This is a genomic window from Halalkalibacter sp. AB-rgal2 (genome assembly GCF_041821005.1).
Classification (GTDB): Bacteria; Bacillota; Bacilli; order Bacillales; family Bacillaceae_D; genus Halalkalibacter.
Genome location: NZ_JBGUAV010000009.1, coordinates 72,468 through 88,784, shown reverse-complemented (window position 1 = coordinate 88,784; position 16,317 = coordinate 72,468). Strand labels below are relative to the sequence as shown.

The following is a 16,317-nucleotide window of genomic DNA, read 5'->3' as shown; positions in this document are numbered from 1 at the left end:
GTGGCTTCCATCAAACATGTGTGAAGACCAACCTAATGCAAAGAAAAGGTTGGTCTTCATCATGCTACTTAAGTATGTTATTGTTTGTTTTTACGATTCTTTTTTTCCTTACGATTTAATTCTTGTGCTTCTGTTTCCTGAGCCATCTCAACATTATTAGGTTGTTCCTGTTGTTGAGCTGGATTATTTTTATTTTTGTTACGCTTAGCCAATCTAATCACCCCCCTTTTGCCTTTTATTATGAGCAATAAATAGAAAAACATTCCTATTTATTCACATTTAACCGATTTTTAATGGCTGACGATTGTAACAGATTAAAGTCGTATTAGAGGCCAGAGAAGATCATCAGCTATGTGTGAAACACATAGAAATAATCTAACATTCATGTGAAAATATAAGTTTCTTAATAAGCAAGATTTTCTATCATAATCACGTTATAATAAAGGGAAAGGAGGCATTTAAATGGGAATTCCAAAGCCACTCGTTCAGACGAATCAAATATTTATTTTATTAACTGTAACGTTATCATTAATAACAAGCATTTGGTTATTACTCGTACCATTAACCATTGGTCTATATACACTCTACTCTAGGCAAAACCCTATAATAAAAAACAGTTATCGCTTTCTTAAGCATCCTCATGAAAAGTATGTACAAGAGGATCCTGATCAGCAATATTTTAACCAATGGATTGCGACAATATGTATAGCTCTATCTCTTATCAGTTTCTTAAGTAACCAACTTATATTCGGTTATCTATTCTCAATTATGGTTATTATTGCTTCTGCATTAGCCCTTGGAGGGTTTTGTATTGGCTGTGTAATCCGTTATCGTTTCTTAATGTGGAAACATAAACGAAAATAAACATCAATCCTAGGGAGAAGGACACACATGCAAGCACAAGTCTTAAATCAAACTAAAACAAGTTCAAAGAACGAATCAAAAACGTTATATCATATCTTATTTATCATTGGGTTTGTTCATTTGCTTAATGATGCCATTCAAGCACTAGTGCCAGCAATGTTCCCTATTCTTCAACAATCAATGGGTCTAACATTTACACAACTAGGAATGATCGCATTTGCTCTTAATTTAACGGCTTCTGTTATTCAACCAGTTGTTGGAACCTACACAGATCGTAAAGCATCCCCCTATGCTCTACCAATCGGGTTAACATTTACATTATGCGGTGTATTCGGTCTTGCGTTTGCTCCATCATTTTCTATTGTCATCGTTTCTGTCATATTTATAGGTATTGGTTCTGCAACTTTCCATCCTGAAGGTTCACGTGTCGCATACATGGCCGCAGGAGGAAGACGCGGACTAGCGCAGTCCATTTACCAAGTAGGTGGAAATAGCGGTCAAGCATTAGCACCGTTAATCACAGCATTAGTGTTAGTCCCACTAGGGCAATTTGGCTCTATTTGGTTTACACTTGTTGCAGCGATAGCCATTGCATTACTCATTTATATCGCCAAATGGTATTCTGCTGAAATAACGAAAAGAGTGAAAAGCTTTAGTCAAAATAAAAAGTTGCCACAAAAGAATATCCCAATTACTACGAGAAAGATCGTATCACTAGCGATGATCCTTCTCATTTTTCTCGTATTCGCTCGCTCTCTTTTTCATGCTGGTCTTACTAATTTCTACGCATTTTTTGCTATTGAAACGTACGGTATATCGATTCAACAAGCGCAAATCTATTTATTTTTATTTTTGGCTTTCGGAGCAATCGGGACATTTGCCGGTGGTCCACTAGCAGATCGTTTTGGTAAGAAAACAATTTTGATGATATCTATGCTAGGCTCAGCACCGTTAAGTTTACTATTGCCACATGTTACGCCAATAGTTGCTTTTCCTTTAATCTCTATTATAGGCTTTATTATTTTATCTAGCTTTTCGGTCGCGGTCGTCTATGCACAAGAACTCGTTCCTGGTCGAATCGGACTCGTCTCCGGTCTCATTGTCGGATTAGCATTTGGAATGGGCGCTATTGGCTCAGTTATGCTCGGGATTCTTGCAGATGTCATTGGTTTAAACAATACCATTTTCATCACAGTTGCTATACCCATTGTCGGTTTCTGCTCCTTCTTTTTGCCTAATGATCAATGGATTAATGAACATATTCAATCGTAGCAACTACAAGAGCACGAGGAGGCTCACTTGCTTCCCACGGAAGGCGAAGTATATTTCGGAGTGGTAATTTACATATTCAGTTTCTCCTTTATTAAAACAACTTTGAACCAGCCTAGGATAGAAAATATCTACGACTAAAGATAGTGGAGTTAGACTACGTGCTTGGAAAAAAATACTTTCGTGCATTTCACACGAAAGTAGTCTTCCTAGCCTTATCCAAATATATTTTGTAAAAATAAGCGAACTACATCAGCCCCACCTATAATCGTTCCTAACGTACTACCTAAATTCGTTAATACGACCATTAACAGAATGCGTGTCACATTATTACGCCAAAATCCTTTTACAGTAAAAACATCGTCCGTCAAGGATTCAAAATCAGATACTTTAGGCTTTCGTTTAATCGCTTCGACTAACCCAGAAAACCAACCTGCTGCTAGCAATGGATACAGAGAACTAATTGGTGCAACTAGAAAAGCCGTTAAAATGGATAAAGGATGACCAAACGCTATAGCCGCACCTATTGCAGCAAATGTTCCATTCCACAGGATCCAGCTCCATGTTAAGCTCATTCCTATTTCAGGATTAGAGAAAAAGGCATACCCAATCATACTTAAAATCAAAATTGGAATCATCCATGCGATAATTTTAGGCGCTATCGATTTAGGAGGTCGTTTCATTAACGTTTTAATGTCATGATCATGTCGTATTTCTTCTTTTATACCAGGAACATGAGCTGCACCTAATACAGCCACAACCTTTTCACCCGGAGCTTGTTTTATCTTTTGAGCTAAGTACTGATCACGCTCATCTATTAATGGAACTTTCAGACGTGGAAACGTTTCGGTAAATTCCGTTAACATTGAATTTAACATGTCTTTCGATTTCATCTTTTCAAGCTCTTGTTCGGAGATCTCATCTTTACTAAAAATACTGTACACTAATTGAGTTAACAGCTTAGCTCTCCCCCAAAAACCGACCCCATGCCAAATACGAGCGAACGTAATTTGTATATTACGATCGGCTAAGACAAGCTTGGCATCAACTTCCTTTGCAGATTCTATACCTTGAATCATTTCCTGACCTGGCTTAATCCCAAATTGTTTAGCCATTCTTCTCTGAAAGGATGAAACAATTAAATTCATAAGAAGAAGTGTTGATTTTTTCTCTTTGATCACTTTAAATACATCCATATCCTTCCATGAATTACCTTTCATAACTGAGTGGTAGCGCTGTTCATCAAGCTCCACACAAACGGAATCTGGTCGCTCAAGCTCTATTACCTCTTTCACTTGTTCTACGCTTTTCTTGGATATATGTGCAGTCCCTACAAGTATAATCTCTTTTCCATTGACGGTTAACCTCGTAATATATTCCTCTGACATGTACGATATGTCCTCCTCATTCTAACAAATACGATACAAAACGATTATGTACAATTTTCTCCTTCATTATATCATAGAACAATTCTGTTTATGAGTAGAAAGGATCTATACTAATAAAAAGAAGCTAACCTCTTTTCAGTTAACTTCTTCTTAGTCATCACACGATTGATTCTTCAACGATTACAGCCCAGCCTTTTCCTTTATAAGCATTGTAGCCCTTTGTTAAGCTATATGCATATATGTTTGTGCCTTCAACTGTAAACCCTTGTTTCTCAGTACGTGAAAGGACCTTTTGTACCGCTTTAATTTCGCCTAAATTAGCTTGGAATACATCCGTTCGATTCTTTGATGCTATGACTTCACCTTTTGAATTAATTACGTATAATTTACTATTTTCATCAATTTTGACTGAATCAATAATATCGTAAATATATTCCCAATTAAAGCGTGTCGTGAAAACACCAATCACTTCTCCTTCATCATCTAATACAGGACTCGAGTAATTCATCGTATAGCCATCGACTACAGACGAATAGTACATATCTGTTACAAACACATCTTTGGTTTTTACAGTTTGTTGGAACCATTCACGATCAGCCATATTTTTACCTATTTGATGATTGTTTTGAGCTGTTGCAACAATATTGCCTTCTAAATCGAGTACAAGTAAATCGTAATACACTTCATAAATCTGATGGATTTTTTGCAATAACCCTTCAGCAAGCTGTTTACCTTCTTTTGATGGATTAAGTAAGCAATTTTTTACGACATTAAAGCTTGCCCATGCTTGAACATCACAATTCCGTTCAAATAAATTTCTATCAATTTTATCAATTGTATCAAAAGCAATATCTACCGTTCGAATCGCAATAATTTCGTTCGCCTTTTGCTGAATTCTCTGAATGAGCTCTTCGCTTTTTTGACTAGCCTTCAAACTATGCTCAGCAAATTTCTTGATCTCAGTAGCTACAACTGAAAATCCTCGTCCTGCTTCACCAGCTCGAGCAGCTTCAATCCCTGAATTTAATGCAAGTATGTTCGATTTCATCGAAATGTCTTGGATATCTCTCATAACATGTTCCATTTCCTGATTATCTTTCTTTAGTTCATTCATCAATACCGACACATTTAACTGCTTTTCTACTAGCTCCTTCATCGTCTCTTCCCCTTATGTTCGAATTGTCGTTGTTCTCTTTATGCGACCCTGTCAAATTATATCATTTTTCTGATGGGAATTTTATCATTTTAGACAAGTATTTATAGCGGACATGCATATAGATGAAATAGATGAAGAAAGGAGGAGGAATAAATTGACGTTAGTATTAATCAAAAAAAGTTGGTTGTATATCGCCATTGTTTTCCTGTGTACACTCGTTGGAGCTTACTTTTATTTTCAAACAAGCTTAGGTGCGATCACAACAGTTAAACCGATTGGTGATGAATTTGAGCTTCATATGGTTACAACTGAATTCAAAACGACCACAGAGGATGGTAGAGAAATTGAGTCATATCGGTGGGATCCCGGAACCGTTTATATCCCAAAAGGAAAAGATATTACTCTTCGAATTTACGGTGTAAACGGGAAAGAGCACCCTTTCCAAATTGAAGGAACGAATGTTTCAGGTACGATAAGAAAAGGAGAAGAGACCATCCTACAATTGCACTTTGAAGAAGAAGGTATTTATCGTTTAATTTGCACAGCACATTCAACGATTGATCATCATGGTCCAATGATTGCCTACTTAATAGTCGATTGATTAATAAATGAAAGATCTTTCCTTACACGTATCAAACATAACCGTTTCCTTAATTATACATGGAAATATTCTATTTTGATCGATATGTAACTCTTCTCAATGTCGTTACGTCCAATTAATAAGAATACTTTTAATTGGACGTAACAACAATATATAAGCATCCTTCTTTCAATTGCCAATTTCTATACTCCTATCTTATTATTACTTCTTCGCAAACCTAGAAAAAGTCTCTTGATTTTTTATTACATCCAAAAATTCTCCTTTTTTCACTTTTGATGAAAGTTTGTCAAACCACTCTCGATCTCGAGTGCTTAATGCTAAATCAATTAAATTTGTCATCTCATCTTTTGTCCAACGGTCCGTCATTGAGTAAATTTGCAACTCTTTTTCATCAATACGCACAATTTTCCCTATTAACTTCTTGTTGTCAGATATTAATACCCGCACTTTTATGAATGTCTGATACACCTCTTCATGCTCGACATATCCATGAACTAATTCACCAATCATTGTTTTGCCTCGTACCCAATCGCCGATTTGAGGACGCTTATAATACCTTTTGCTCATTAATCTCACCAGCCTTCCGAAATAAATGTCCATGAATGTCTATACGGCATTATATTCATAAACAAATTCTATTTCTTGTGCATTCACCCAATAAGTAAAAGAAGATAGTACCTTTTCGATCATAATTGTAAACGCTAACAGATTTTTTGAAATAAAAATAAGTGCATGCAGCGTGAAATTTCTATATTTTATCGTTATGATGTAAAAAGGATTGATTACAATATATATAAAGACAGTTAGGAGTCTACGAAAATGAAAATCATTGCAACTGATTTAGACGGTACTTTATTAAACGAGAAGCATATGATTAGCGAGGAAAATGCCGCTGCAATTCGAAAAGCCCAAAAATCAGGGATTGAAGTCGTTGTTGCAACAGGGCGTTCTTTTAGTGCCGCTTATAAACCTCTACAACAAGCCGAATTAAATTGTCCAATTATTTGTTTAAATGGGGCTCAAATTTATACTTTAGAGCAAGAGTTAATTTACAATGCTCCATTAGAACGATCTTCCTGCTTTCAAATTCAAAAAGCTTGCCATGAAGAAGGAATGTATTTTGAAGTATTTACAAACAAAGGTGGATATTCCGATAGCCGTGATAAATTTGTCCAGGTTATGGTTGATATTACGCTATCTGCAAACCCTGAATTAAAGCGTGAAGATGTGGAAACATTAGCTAAGCAACGTTTTCAAGATGAAGAAATTGAAGTGATCCAAAACTTTGAAAAATTATTTAATAACACTGAAATTATTCCGTACAAAATTTTAGCATTCTCTATATTTGATCATGAGCTAGAAGCTGTTCGTAATCAATTGAAAGACCATGATCAACTAACGATTACCTCCTCAGGTTTCTCTAATTTAGAGTTTAATCATCCGAAAGCTCAAAAAGGAATTGCATTGTCCTATTATGCCAATCAAAAAGGAATGAACATGAGTGATGTGATGGCGATTGGAGATAACTTTAACGATGAATCAATGATTTCAATGGCTGGATGGGGTGTTGCTATGGGGAACGCCGAGGATGGAATTAAAGAAATTAGTAACTATGTAACAAAGACAAATATTGAAAATGGCGTCGCACATGCGATTGAGGAAATGCTCTCATAAAAAAACGCGTATCGGCCTTTTCTTATTTGCGTAGTATTATGCGGGATTGAGTCTTTATGAAAATGCCCCTGAAAAAGTTTGTTTTATTTTTTCAGGGGCATGAAAACAATTAATTTCAGTGTCCTTCTACCCTATCAACCGTTTTCACCTAAACACCAAACGATAATGTTCTTCATCATTTGTTGCATGTAAGGATGTAACAAAGCTTCACGACAATGAGAAGGTGTGAAACAAGCAACACGTCCTTTCCCATATCGATGATGCCAACCGGCTACTGCTTCACCATCGTCAGAAACACTACGAAGGAAAACAGTCGTATCATTCTCTACAAATGATACGAAATAATGTTCATCCCAAACTTCATAGCTCGCCAAACCTTTTGTAAAAGGATGATGACTAACCGGCTCATACGTCACATTTGCTTGTGGTGGATGGTATGTAAAATACCCACGTAGCATTTTTATATAGGTGTCAATGTTATCATATGAAGCTAATCCCGAATGCCATGCAAACCAACTTCCGCCCCCCTCAGCATATGATGCAATACTCTTGGCCACCTCATCATCCATCCAATAAATCACTTTACCATCTTCAGGGTTTAAACGATTTTCCTTTGAAAGAATGACAACATCTGGCTCCATTTTGAGATCTTCTATTAATGTGTCAACAGATCGGATAACAAATGTAACATCCGTCTCTACCTTCAATTGCTTCATAACTAATGACAACGATTCTTTCATTAGGTCCAATTCATGATAATAATCACCTAAATATGCAAAGATTTTCTTAGACATTCTATCACCTCATTGAATGTTCGATCTTTATTTGTAAGACTCCTCACTAGCTTTTTCATTTAATGCATCCTCATCATTAATATGAGCAGGCTTATCATATTTAATGAAAAATGCCAGAATAAATGTGAATAATGTTAAAATAGCTAAGAGCAAAAAGGAAACATTTGCACCAAAGATATCTGGATTTGAAATTCCTGCATTACTTGATACACTTTCCTTTGTTGTTGTCATGACTGATACTAACAATGCCGTACCTACAGAAGAGGCGATCATTTTCATCGTGTTATCCATCGCAGCCCCGTGTGGTATTAACCGCTTAGGAATTTGATTTAATGCAGCAGTTGCTACAGGCATCATCACCATAGACAGACCAAACATTCGAATAGCGAACATAACAGTCAAATAAGTAAACGACGTTTCAGGACCTAAAATTGCAAAGGCAAATGTCGATACTGTTAATATCGTAAGGCCGATATATACTAACCATTTCGCTCCGTATTTATCAAATATTCTCCCTGTAATTGGTGACATCATCCCCATTATGAGCGCTCCTGGTAAGAGAGCCAGTCCTGATTCAAAGGCAGTAAAATCTCTCATATTTTGCATATACAAAGGTATTAATGTTTCTGTACCAATTAACCCCATAAAACCAACCATACCAATAAGAACGGCGTAAGGAAAAATCTTAAATGTAAAAACACGAAACTCTAACATTGGATATGTTAGTTTCAGCTGTCTTGTTACAAATAATATAATGGAAATAAGACCGATAATTAGGATGATAATGGTCATGGGATCGAGCCAACCATTATTACCTGCACTCGTAAATCCATATAATAATCCACCAAAGCCAAACGACGAGAAAATGATGGAAAGTATGTCTACTTTCGATTTTTTTTGTTCAGTTACATTTTTTAATGCAAACACTGCAATAAAAATGTCAATAATAGCGATAGGCAATATGATATAAAATAATACACGCCATGAATAATGACTCGTCACCCACCCCGAAAGAGCAGGCCCAATAGCAGGGGCAAATGAAATTACTAAGCCAATTAAGCCCATTATTGCTCCCCGCTTGCGAACGGGAAAAATGAGCAGAAAAACGGTTGTCATTAAAGGTAACATGATTCCAGCTCCCGCCGACTGGATCATCCTCCCCACTAATAGCATCTCAAAGTTCGGTGCAACACCTGCAAAAAGAGTCCCAAATGCAAAGATACTCATCGCACTTATGAAAAGCTGTCTAGTCGTAAATCGTTCAATTAAAAAAGCACTTATTGGAATCATAATACCATTAACAAGCATAAAAACAGTCGTCAACCATTGAGCACTGTTTTCTGTCACACCCATTTCAGTCATGATAGGTGGAATTGCCGTTATCATTAACGTTTGATTTAAAATTGCAATAAATGACCCTGCTAATAATAAAGCGACAATTGTTTTTCTGTTATATGCTGGTATGCTCATAGCTTCCCCTCTCCTATTCCATTCAATCAATATATAAGTTCAACTTCAATAGCGTACACGAATCTCAAACTTATTTCTAATATAACGCTTAAAATGTTGGTTTTTTTACACCAGTAAATATTTCAAATAATTACCACCATTTTTTTTAACAAATTTCATAATACTACAAATAGAAATAACACTATTCATAAAGGAGTACACACAGCTATGAAAAAAATGAAATGGATAACGATTGTATTGACATTGTTATTATTCACTGCTTGTAACCAGGCTGATGAAGCACGTAATGGCAACATGCAAAATAGAGGGACGATTGGTCAACTCTCAAGCGATTATACAACGGAGTCAAGTGAAGAGTTCCCTCATACAAAACCAATTCAATTACAGCACGCAAAATATGATTATACGGTTCAAAATTCCCAAGAAATTACTCGCGCTGAAATCGAAAAGGTGCTGCCAACAGATGTCTTACAACAGCTCCCCCAAAACATTCGTCATATTACCGTTGAAGACTTAGAACGATTTATTCCAGAAGGAGCAACACAGCTATCTCCTGAACAGATAATGGAACGAATCCAACAAGGGGGAGGACATGGTCATGTCCAACAGCCTACTCAACCCGAGAGACCACAACAAGGCCCTGATCAACAGCCTACTCAACCCGAAAGACCGCAACAAGGTCCTGATCAGCAACGACCTGAGGCGCCCGATGAAACAACTGAACAACAACCAGATCAAGAAACTGAGCAGCCAGAGCAAGAGGATACCGAACAACAAACAGAAGGAATTAGCGAGGTCGAGCAACAAGTTATTGATTTAACGAATCAAGAAAGGCGTAATAATGGACTCCCAGAACTACAAGCTGATTCATCATTGAGTCATGTTGCAAGGGAAAAATCAAGAGATATGCAACAAAATAATTACTTCTCGCACACAAGTCCAACATACGGATCTCCATTTGACATGATGCGTGATTATGGCGTTTCCTATAATTCAGCAGGAGAAAATATTGCTCAAGGCCAACGTTCTGCTCAGGAAGTTGTTCAAGCATGGATGAACAGCGAAGGTCATCGTGCCAATATTTTAAGCAATGATTTTACTCATATAGGCGTTGGATACATTGAACAAGGAAACTATTGGACACAAATGTTTATTAGCCGATAAAAACAGAAAGAGGCTGGGATATAAGTTTTTTATATTTTTATGTCCCAGCCTCTCAGCCTGTCGACAAAGTCTCGTAAAAGCGAAACTGTCGATAGGCTTTTTATGGTTAATGAAAAATTGCTGCGATTCCGCTTTTCACCTCTCTGAGTTTCGATAACAATTGACAGAATTCGATTTGAATCTTATAACTTAAATAAGAGATTAACGATCAAGGGGGAAATAAAGATGGAACCAAAAAAAGACACAAAAGATATTTTTCTTAAAACAGCATCAAGGCTATTCAGGCACCAAGGCTATCATGCTACGGGTATGAATCAGATCATAAAAGAAAGTAAAAAGCCCAAAGGTTCGCTCTATCATTTCTTTCCAAATGGAAAAGAAGAGCTTGCAATTGAAGCCGTCCTTATGACAAGAAAATCTTCTTCTGAGCATTTAAAGAAAACGATAGAGCCCTATCAAAGTCCGGTTGAAGCCATCCAAGCTCTATTTCGCCATTTTGAAAAAGAGCTTGATATCGATTATATAAAGGAAGGTGGTCCAGCCCCAATTGGATTACTGACATTAGAGACCGCATCGATGAGTCAAGAATTAAGATCCGTTTGTCGTGACACTTATTATGAGTGGCAATCCATTCTTGAACAGAAATTTATCAAGTGTGGGCTATCCAAAAAGGTTGCTGCTGAGAAAAGTGTTACAACCATTGTCTTAATGGAAGGTGCTGTTACACTATCAATTGCGAATCAATCGACAGAACCTTTTTCAATTGTTTCAAAACAGCTTTTTCATTTGTTTAATAATTAATGGTAAGCATCTTAATAAGACGTCCTTCCATATATAGAAATGCTTCTTTTTGTACAAACAATCATAAATACCAGAAATCATATTCCTAATTATATGATAGAATGACAACTACTTTCACAGATAGTTTAGGAGATGAACAAAATGACTCTTTTTCTTTTTGGTCTAGGAGTGCTAAATATATTAATAGGTCTCATTATTGGTTTTTTCTCGGGTACTTTTTTAGGCTTTCTCACATACACATTTATGTCTATTTTGCTATCATCTATTCTTTTTTCTTTCGGCACAATTATTGATAAGCAAGAGCAGATAATAAGTCTAAACAGGCAGCATTCTTCACTACTCAAAGAGCTTATTCCGACAAACACTATTCAATGTACAAACTGTCAATATGAATTCGAGTCTTGGATTAACTCTTGCCCGAAATGCGGATTCAAAAACAAATAGCACTTTGTATAAAAAGCTTAACATTCACCTTGATCCTAATTTGTCTGTACGAGTAGTGATTCGACTCTTTTTTGTACAATCCATAAACGAATGAGAAATCCGACTGCTGCACAGGTTAAGCCTATTGTAATTCCAATCCAAAAGCCGAATGGACCTAAATTAGTATTCGCAGCTAATATGTACCCTACTGGCATACCAATCAACCAATACGAAATAAAGGCCGTAATAAAAGGTACTTTTACATCTTTATAACCTCTTAATACACCTTGTAGACCAGATTGTGCAGCGTCGGATAGCTGATAAAAAATAGCGATAATAAAGAATTGTCCCGCTATTTTCACAACATTATAATCAGATGTGTATAAATAGGAAATTGGCTCCCTGAATAAATAAAGGAAAATAGCACCAAATGCTAAGATAAGCATTCCTCCCCATACGCCGAGGTAGCCATATTGTTTGGCATTTCTTATTTGTCCTCCACCAACTGAGAAACCAACTACGATTGTTAGCGCCATCGAAATGCTTAAAGGAATCATAAAAATAAGCGAAGTAAAGCTTAAAGCAATTTGATGAGCTGCAACGGTGACGGTTGAAAACATTATTCCCATTAGAAGTGTTACGACAGCAAAGATACTTGCCTCAAAAAAAATAGACAAGCCAATAGGAACTCCAATAGCTAATTGTTCCTTCCAAGCTAGTAGCGATGGTTTAGCCCATTGAACAAACAAACGATAATGACGTAAGGCATCTACTTTAAAAGTTGTCCAAATGCTAAATAGCAAAATAATCCAATACGTAACAGCCGTTGCATAACCAGCTCCAATCCCTCCTAATGCTGGTAGTCCAAACTTTCCAAATATAAATCCATAATTTAAAAGGACATTAAATGGAACAGCTAGTACTGTAATGAACATTGTAAGCCTCGTAAATCCTTGTGCGTCAAAGAAATAGCGTAAAACACTTGAAGCAAATAACGGTAAAATACCAATCGATAATCCGATTAAATAATGATAGGCAATATAATAAACATCTGGCTCTAAGTTCATAATCGCTAGTATCGGTTTTAAAAATAGAGCTCCCAATACGATAATCAATATAGCTAATAGTCCTGACACATATAATGATTGTGTAACAGAACCAGCAATTTCATCTCGTTTTCCCTTTCCTATTAAATAAGCAATAATTGGTGTCACGGCAAGTAATATCCCGTTAATACCCGAAAAGACTGGCAACCATAAGCTAGAACCGATTGCGACACCTGCTAAATCGTCAGTGCCAACACGCCCAGACATCATTGTATCTACTAAATTCATGGCATATAAGCTTACTTGTGTGACCATAATTGGCCAAAGAATTTGTAATAATAACGAGCATTTCTCTTTCCAATTCTTGGCATGATACATAGCTTAACCTCCAAACTGTTGAATGTTCATTAGGATATTGTCTACTTTTAGACGAGCTATGTCTAGTCTTTTGCCCAAAGACTGAATTTTTTATTTATTACAACAAAACTTTTTATTATACTTTAGTACAATTGTAATAGAGATAAAAATAAACGAGTGGCCATTCGTATACTCGTCTGTTTTAACACCTTATTAATTTGTATGAAAATAAATTATTTTCATTTAAAGAAGAATTTCTATGACTCTATTGACAACGTTTACATGATTCGTTTTAATTAAGTTGTTAAGGGTTAAACGATACAAATTTTTTTTATTATTGAAAAGGTCCAAACGAATAACGCTTAACCTATAGTATAATAAGAGAAAATAAAAAGGAGAGTGACAAACATGCGTGTGAAAGTATTAAAACCAATTTTTGCTGAAACTGCCACAACATTAGTGAACACTGCAAGTGCATTTCCTGAAACGATCTTAATTAAAAAGGACCATTGGGTAATTGATGCAAAAAGCTTGTTAGGACTTTTAGCTGTATCGTTACAGCCTGATCAAGAGGTTGATATCGAAATCCGCGAAGGTGATAACGAGGAAGCTTTTACAGCTTTATTAAATACTGGCTTATTCGAAAAGAAATAATTTAATACTACGTGTGACTTCAAATATTTTTTCTGTAAGTCTATGTAACAAAGATTCCTATGATGATTTTCAGTTTTAAAAAGGTAATTTGCACCCTTTTTTATGATTTTTCATAGGAATCTTCTTCTTTTCATATTGAGCCATTAGTCTCGTCAATGACAGTCTCACTTAAATAATATTGCTCTACATCCACCGTCGTTTCCTTCTCTTGAACGTATTGGGCTAGCTCAGAACCTAAAAATGGACCTGCCGTCAACCCAGTCGCACCTAAACCATTTCCCGCATAGAGACCTCGAAATTGCTTAACGTCACCAAACACTGGCAAAAAATCTGGAACGACTGGGCGAAAACCAATTTTAGTTTCTAACAAATGACTATCAAGCAACTGTGGAGTCACTTCCTCTAAGACGTTCAAAAGTTCATTCTGCCCTTTCGTGGATATGATCGGTTCGTAATTGTTGCTATCTTCATATGTGCTGCCGACAACGACGCGTCCATCTTGAAAGCCTAGTATGTATTTACTTGTTGGTGTGATAATAACAGGCCACTGGTCTACTTCTGTATGAGAAAACTTCAAATGAACAATTTGAGCACGTTGCGGTTTCACTTGAAATGACAGACCTAACGGCTTTAACAGCTCTCTCGCCCATGCCCCTGCTGTAACAATTACTTTATCACAGTACGTCACTTCATCATTCACCTTTACACCTGTCACAACATTATCTTTAGTTAAAATAGAACCATCACCCTCAATAAATTGAGCGCCATATTGAATGGCTCCATTAACAAGTGCCTGACATACTTCTTTTCCATTTACACGCGCTGCTCCACTAATAAATAATCCATTATAGGAATCATTTAAGAAAGGAAATAATCTCTTCAATTCGTTTGAATGAAGCATCTGAATATTACCAATTTCTGGAGCGTCCGCTTTTTTTAGAAGAACACGCTCTCTCATTTTCTCTAATTTATTTAAGTCGGTATGAACACTTATTGCCCCAACTTGCTCATAACCTGTATTTAACACACCTAATTGCTGTAATTCTGGAATTAATGTGCGGTAAAAACGTGCTCCTCGTCGTACGAGCTCGTACCATCTTTGATTACGTCTTTGCGATAGCCATGGACAAATAATACCAGCTCCTGCATCCGTTGCCTTACCGATATCGTCTCGGTCAACCATAATGACATCAACACCAGATTTAGCTAAATGATACGCAGTCGAAGCGCCTAAAATACCTGTACCAATAACACCAACCTTCATCTTCTCACCTTTTTCCTTTTTCGGACATTAGACAACCATTTCACGAGCCATTTAGAATGAGAAAAGAGTGTAACAACAATAGCTCATGTTACACTCTTTTCTCAATTAAACTTATTCAAATCCTACCATAAATTCATCTGGATTTGGACCAATTCGTTCATCCTTATTTAAGTCGTTAATGATCTTCATATCATTTGCAGAAAGTTCAAAATCAAAAATGGCAGCATTTGCTATAATACGTGATTCCTTAACTGATTTAGGAATGGTTACAACACCATTTTGTAAATCCCATCTTAAAATCACCTGCGCCACGGTTTTATTATATTTATTCGCAATCTCGTTCAAGGTAGGGTCCGCTAACAATTGTCCTTGCTTCAATGGAGACCACGCCTCAAGTTGAATATTCTCTTGTTCACAATATTCTCTTAACTCAAGTTGAGCTAAATGAGGATGATATTCTACTTGATTAACCATCGGCTTAATTTCCGCGTCACTTATTAAATCCTTTAAATGATGGACTTGAAAATTACTAACGCCAATTGCCCGAATGCGTCCAGCTTTGTAAAGCTTTTCTAACGCCTTCCATGTTTCTTTGTATTTATCTTTTCCTGGCCAATGAATTAAATACAAATCTAAATAATCTAATTTTAATTTATTTAGTGTTTCATCAAAAGCATGTAAAGTCTCTTCGTATCCTTGATTTGAATTCCACACTTTAGAAGTAACAAATAACTCATCTCGTGGTATGCCTGAATCTTCAATACCTCGGCCTACGCCTTCTTCGTTTTTATATACGGCAGCTGTATCTATACTACGATAACCGTGTTGAATAGCCGCTTTTACTACTTCTACAACTTCTGTACCCTCTTCGACTTTAAATACACCCAAACCAAACCAAGGCATTTTGACACCGTTATGTAACGTCGTTGTATCCTGCAAGCTTTTTGGCATAATCGTTCCTCCTTAAACAAAATTATAAATGAACCTTTCATATATTATCTAAACATAATTTCAATAAAAAACTCAACAAATATGATTAAGAACACCTTTAAAATCAATGAATGACTTCTAAGAATTAATCATCCCGCTCTACACTTAATATGTCTCCTGTATCTCTGCAGTTAATGCTAGTATTGTTCGCGACACTTCCATCCCACTTAATGGAGGCAGCATAACGTCTAATAAAATCAGAGGCCCTGACTGTTCCTCAACTCGACTCAAAGCCATTATTACGTCCATAAAAATAGTTGTTTCATACCTCTCATGCTCTAGTTCAAGCTGAAGTACTTTGAGATATTTTTTCATCCTCGACAAATAAAATACGTCCCTTATTCAATCATGACAGGCCACACAAAGTGATTCAAAAGATTTAAAAATAAGCCTCATATAGAC

General features: G+C 36.3%; 17 protein-coding genes. 7 read left to right on the top strand and 10 right to left on the bottom strand.

All coding sequences use genetic code 11. The features are described 5' to 3' along the window. Positions 1–77: 77 nt before the first annotated feature. On the bottom strand, positions 78–212 hold the full coding sequence (locus ACERJO_RS09585; protein ID WP_260505923.1) for a hypothetical protein: 135 nt from the start codon (positions 210–212) through the stop codon (positions 78–80). A 250-nt stretch (positions 213–462) separates the two neighbouring features. Between ACERJO_RS09585 and ACERJO_RS09580 the strand changes: the two genes are divergently transcribed. Together ACERJO_RS09580 and ACERJO_RS09575 are read left to right on the top strand one after the other, a co-directional pair. After that, positions 463–864 carry a DUF4395 domain-containing protein gene (locus tag ACERJO_RS09580; protein WP_247106718.1) on the top strand — a complete coding sequence of 134 codons (402 nt, stop codon included), beginning with the start codon at positions 463–465 and terminating at the stop codon, positions 862–864. A gap of 27 nt (positions 865–891) precedes the next feature. Further along, on the top strand, positions 892–2,136 hold the full coding sequence (locus ACERJO_RS09575) for an MFS transporter (protein WP_373647338.1): 1,245 nt from the start codon (positions 892–894) through the stop codon (positions 2,134–2,136). Between the two features lie 212 nt (positions 2,137–2,348). On the opposite strand, the gene ACERJO_RS09570 is transcribed toward ACERJO_RS09575, so the two are convergent. After that, positions 2,349–3,521, bottom strand: coding sequence for a TraB/GumN family protein (locus ACERJO_RS09570; RefSeq protein ID WP_373647337.1), 1,173 nt, complete (start codon positions 3,519–3,521; stop codon positions 2,349–2,351). Between the two features lie 157 nt (positions 3,522–3,678). Next, entirely contained in the window at positions 3,679–4,677 is a 999-nt protein-coding gene (locus ACERJO_RS09565) for a methyl-accepting chemotaxis protein (RefSeq protein ID WP_247106721.1), read from the bottom strand. A 154-nt stretch (positions 4,678–4,831) separates the two neighbouring features. Here ACERJO_RS09565 and ACERJO_RS09560 point away from each other — a divergent pair, with 154 nt between their 5' ends. Beyond that, entirely contained in the window at positions 4,832–5,278 is a 447-nt protein-coding gene (locus ACERJO_RS09560) for a cupredoxin domain-containing protein (RefSeq protein WP_373647336.1), read from the top strand. A 201-nt stretch (positions 5,279–5,479) separates the two neighbouring features. On the opposite strand, the gene ACERJO_RS09555 is transcribed toward ACERJO_RS09560, so the two are convergent. Beyond that, complete coding sequence (locus ACERJO_RS09555; RefSeq protein WP_373647335.1) at positions 5,480–5,845, bottom strand: IDEAL domain-containing protein; 366 nt, start codon at positions 5,843–5,845, stop codon at positions 5,480–5,482. Between the two features lie 252 nt (positions 5,846–6,097). On the opposite strand from ACERJO_RS09555, the gene ACERJO_RS09550 reads away from it, so the two are divergent. Beyond that, complete coding sequence (locus tag ACERJO_RS09550) at positions 6,098–6,952, top strand: Cof-type HAD-IIB family hydrolase (protein WP_247106724.1); 855 nt, start codon at positions 6,098–6,100, stop codon at positions 6,950–6,952. A gap of 134 nt (positions 6,953–7,086) precedes the next feature. Here the strand turns inward: ACERJO_RS09550 and ACERJO_RS09545 are convergent, their stop codons facing one another. Next, on the bottom strand, positions 7,087–7,746 hold the full coding sequence (locus ACERJO_RS09545) for a ThuA domain-containing protein (RefSeq protein ID WP_247106725.1): 660 nt from the start codon (positions 7,744–7,746) through the stop codon (positions 7,087–7,089). Positions 7,747–7,773: 27 nt separating this feature from the next. Further along, entirely contained in the window at positions 7,774–9,216 is a 1,443-nt protein-coding gene (locus ACERJO_RS09540; RefSeq protein WP_373647334.1) for an MDR family MFS transporter, read from the bottom strand. 207 nt (positions 9,217–9,423) lie between these two features. Here ACERJO_RS09540 and ACERJO_RS09535 point away from each other — a divergent pair, with 207 nt between their 5' ends. Next, positions 9,424–10,380, top strand: coding sequence for a CAP domain-containing protein (locus ACERJO_RS09535; RefSeq protein ID WP_373647333.1), 957 nt, complete (start codon positions 9,424–9,426; stop codon positions 10,378–10,380). A 225-nt stretch (positions 10,381–10,605) separates the two neighbouring features. Beyond that, positions 10,606–11,181: a TetR/AcrR family transcriptional regulator gene (locus ACERJO_RS09530; protein WP_373647332.1), complete on the top strand. Its 576-nt coding sequence runs from the start codon at positions 10,606–10,608 to the stop codon at positions 11,179–11,181. 479 nt (positions 11,182–11,660) lie between these two features. On the opposite strand, the gene ACERJO_RS09525 is transcribed toward ACERJO_RS09530, so the two are convergent. Next, the gene (locus ACERJO_RS09525) at positions 11,661–13,028 is read right to left on the bottom strand and encodes an MATE family efflux transporter (protein WP_247106729.1); all 1,368 of its coding nucleotides are present in this window, start codon (positions 13,026–13,028) and stop codon (positions 11,661–11,663) included. A gap of 387 nt (positions 13,029–13,415) precedes the next feature. Between ACERJO_RS09525 and ACERJO_RS09520 the strand changes: the two genes are divergently transcribed. Continuing rightward, a complete protein-coding gene (locus ACERJO_RS09520) occupies positions 13,416–13,661 on the top strand; it encodes an HPr family phosphocarrier protein (RefSeq protein ID WP_247106730.1) in 246 nt (81 codons plus the stop codon). Between the two features lie 130 nt (positions 13,662–13,791). Here the strand turns inward: ACERJO_RS09520 and ACERJO_RS09515 are convergent, their stop codons facing one another. The 3 genes from ACERJO_RS09515 to ACERJO_RS09505 form a co-directional block, all read right to left on the bottom strand. Continuing rightward, positions 13,792–14,925: an NAD(P)/FAD-dependent oxidoreductase gene (locus ACERJO_RS09515; RefSeq protein WP_247106731.1), complete on the bottom strand. Its 1,134-nt coding sequence runs from the start codon at positions 14,923–14,925 to the stop codon at positions 13,792–13,794. Between the two features lie 111 nt (positions 14,926–15,036). After that, entirely contained in the window at positions 15,037–15,876 is an 840-nt protein-coding gene (locus ACERJO_RS09510) for an aldo/keto reductase (protein ID WP_247106732.1), read from the bottom strand. Positions 15,877–16,020: 144 nt separating this feature from the next. Further along, positions 16,021–16,239: a response regulator gene (locus ACERJO_RS09505; RefSeq protein ID WP_373647331.1), complete on the bottom strand. Its 219-nt coding sequence runs from the start codon at positions 16,237–16,239 to the stop codon at positions 16,021–16,023. Between the last annotated feature and the right edge of the window lie 78 nt (positions 16,240–16,317).

Bases quoted from the DNA above. Each gene is read 5' to 3' on its own strand.
- ACERJO_RS09580 (WP_247106718.1), top strand. From the start codon at position 463: ATGGGAATTCCAAAGCCACTCGTTCAGACGAATCAAATATTTATTTTA.
- ACERJO_RS09575 (WP_373647338.1), top strand. From the start codon at position 892: ATGCAAGCACAAGTCTTAAATCAAACTAAAACAAGTTCAAAGAACGAA.
- ACERJO_RS09570 (WP_373647337.1), bottom strand. From the start codon at position 3,521: ATGTCAGAGGAATATATTACGAGGTTAACCGTCAATGGAAAAGAGATT.
- ACERJO_RS09565 (WP_247106721.1), bottom strand. From the start codon at position 4,677: ATGAAGGAGCTAGTAGAAAAGCAGTTAAATGTGTCGGTATTGATGAAT.
- ACERJO_RS09555 (WP_373647335.1), bottom strand. From the start codon at position 5,845: ATGAGCAAAAGGTATTATAAGCGTCCTCAAATCGGCGATTGGGTACGA.
- ACERJO_RS09550 (WP_247106724.1), top strand. From the start codon at position 6,098: ATGAAAATCATTGCAACTGATTTAGACGGTACTTTATTAAACGAGAAG.
- ACERJO_RS09545 (WP_247106725.1), bottom strand. From the start codon at position 7,746: ATGTCTAAGAAAATCTTTGCATATTTAGGTGATTATTATCATGAATTG.
- ACERJO_RS09540 (WP_373647334.1), bottom strand. From the start codon at position 9,216: ATGAGCATACCAGCATATAACAGAAAAACAATTGTCGCTTTATTATTA.
- ACERJO_RS09535 (WP_373647333.1), top strand. From the start codon at position 9,424: ATGAAAAAAATGAAATGGATAACGATTGTATTGACATTGTTATTATTC.
- ACERJO_RS09530 (WP_373647332.1), top strand. From the start codon at position 10,606: ATGGAACCAAAAAAAGACACAAAAGATATTTTTCTTAAAACAGCATCA.
- ACERJO_RS09525 (WP_247106729.1), bottom strand. From the start codon at position 13,028: ATGTATCATGCCAAGAATTGGAAAGAGAAATGCTCGTTATTATTACAA.
- ACERJO_RS09520 (WP_247106730.1), top strand. From the start codon at position 13,416: ATGCGTGTGAAAGTATTAAAACCAATTTTTGCTGAAACTGCCACAACA.
- ACERJO_RS09515 (WP_247106731.1), bottom strand. From the start codon at position 14,925: ATGAAGGTTGGTGTTATTGGTACAGGTATTTTAGGCGCTTCGACTGCG.
- ACERJO_RS09510 (WP_247106732.1), bottom strand. From the start codon at position 15,876: ATGCCAAAAAGCTTGCAGGATACAACGACGTTACATAACGGTGTCAAA.